This is a genomic window from Micromonospora sicca (genome assembly GCF_003172935.1).
Classification (GTDB): Bacteria; Actinomycetota; Actinomycetes; order Mycobacteriales; family Micromonosporaceae; genus Micromonospora; species Micromonospora sicca.
In genome coordinates, this window is sequence record NZ_QGKS01000179.1 from 1 (window position 1) to 1,965 (window position 1,965).

2 protein-coding genes are annotated in these 1,965 nt (G+C 68.1%); both read left to right on the forward strand.

All coding sequences use genetic code 11. The features are described from left to right. The coding region (locus DKT69_RS10220) for an IS607 family transposase (protein WP_236647523.1) at positions 1-607 on the forward strand (607 nt) is incomplete at its 5' end. After that, a partial coding sequence (locus DKT69_RS10225) for an RNA-guided endonuclease TnpB family protein (RefSeq protein ID WP_109801325.1) occupies positions 604-1,965 on the forward strand: 1,362 nt, incomplete at its 3' end. The genes DKT69_RS10220 and DKT69_RS10225, both read left to right, overlap by 4 nt.

Here is a 1,965-nt window from a genome sequence, read left to right on the forward strand (position 1 = left end):
TTATCGGATCGGGGAGTTCGCCAAGCGGGTGGGCCGCTCGGTGGGCACGGTGCGTCGCTGGGAGGCGGAGGGGCGGATCAGCGTGCGCCGGCTGCCGTCGGGTCAGCGTTACTTCGACGACTCCGATGTGCGCAAGGTGCTGCAGCCGGGCTTGGACGCCGACCGCCGGAGGGTCGTGGTGTACTGCCGGGTGTCGTCCCCGGGCCAGAAGGCCGACCTGGCCTCGCAGGTCGAGTCGATGCAGCAGTTCTGCCTGGCCCGCGGGCTGGCCGTGGACGAGTGGGTCAGCGAGGTCGGCGGCGGGCTGAACCTGCGCCGCAAGAAGTTCCTGGCGCTGATGGACGCGATCGACCGGGGTGAGGTTGCCACGCTGGTGGTGGCCCACAAGGACCGACTGGCCCGGTTCGGCTTCGAATTCCTGGAACACGTGGCGGCCCGCAACAACTGCGAGATCGTCGTCGCTAACCAGGAAGCACTGTCGCCTCAGCAGGAGATGGTCGAGGACCTGCTGGCGATCGTGCATACCTTCTCCTGTCGACTGTACGGGCTGCGGCGCTACGAGAAGGAACTCAAAGGGGCGGACCTGACGACGGGCGGAGACCAGTGAAGGTCACCCGGATCGCCTACTCGGACCGCCTCAACCCGGGCAAGTACGCCGCCCTGGTGGAGCAGGCGCGCCGGCTGGGCCGGGTGCGTAGTGAGGTGTGGCAGCGCTACGGCTCGATCCGTGGGGTGGGGTCCGGGCTGACCGATCGGCAGGTCCGGGACCGGTGGCTGGCCGACGGCACGCACGCTCAGTTCGGGACGCTGGCGAATGCGTGGAAGGAAACTGTTCGCGACGCGATGGCCGACATCGCGGCGAACATGGCCTCTGCCAAGGTGAAGGTGCGCCGCGCGATCGACCGGCGCACGAGCGATCCGACCGAACGGAAGCGGCTGTTCACCGCACTGAAGGCCGACCAGTGGGCCGCCGACCCGTTCTTGGCCCGGCAGATGCGTAAACATTGGAGGCGCGGCAAGAACCGCACCCACGATCAGATCGTCGTGCGCGCCGACCGGCATAACACCAAGGTCGACGGCAGCGGTCGACTGTGGCTGGCCATCCCGGGACTCGAACGCTACAAGCTGGTCAAGATCCCGCTGTCGACCACTGTCGCCCCGACCGGGACGCTGCGACTGATCCTGCGCGATGGCCGGGTCGAGGTGCACTATCAGATCGACGCAGCGCAACTACGGTCGTCGCGGCGGCCGTGCGGTGAGCACGTGGTCGGGGTCGACAAGGGTTACACCGAGGCGCTGACCGACTCCGACGGAGAACATCACGGCGTCCGACTCGGGCAACTGCTGACCGCCGAGTCGGACCGACTGACCGAACGCAACCGCCGGCGGGCCAAGCTACGGTCGATCGCGAACACCGCCGCCCAGCGCGGCAACCACGCCAAAGCGCAGCGGATCAAGGCCAACAACCTGGGCTACGTGAAGCGGGACCGACAGGCCGCCCGGCACCGGTCCCAGGTCCGCAGCGAGATCTTCACCGCCGTGCACCGGGTCGTCGACAAGGCCGCCACGGTGGTTGCCGAAGACCTCACCAAGACCTTCGCCGGACGCACAACGCTCGGCAAGAACGTCAACCGGCGCCTCGCCGCGTGGACCAAAGGAGTCACCGCCGAGGCCCTAGCAAGCGTGTCGGAGCGCAGAGGTTCTGCGCTCGTACACGTCAACGCCGCCTACACCTCACAAACCTGTCACCGCTGCGGCCGGCTCGGCCGACGCGGCGGGGACCGGCTTCACTGCACCTTGTGCCGGGTGGTGTGGCAGGCCGACGTGAACGCCGCGATCAACATCCTGCAACGAGCCGGCGACCCCGACATCGCCCTGCACACCCCACACCACAAGGTGAAGCAGATCCTGCAGGACAGGACCGATCGCCACCGGACCAGACTGCCGGTCCAGGACTCCAGCCCG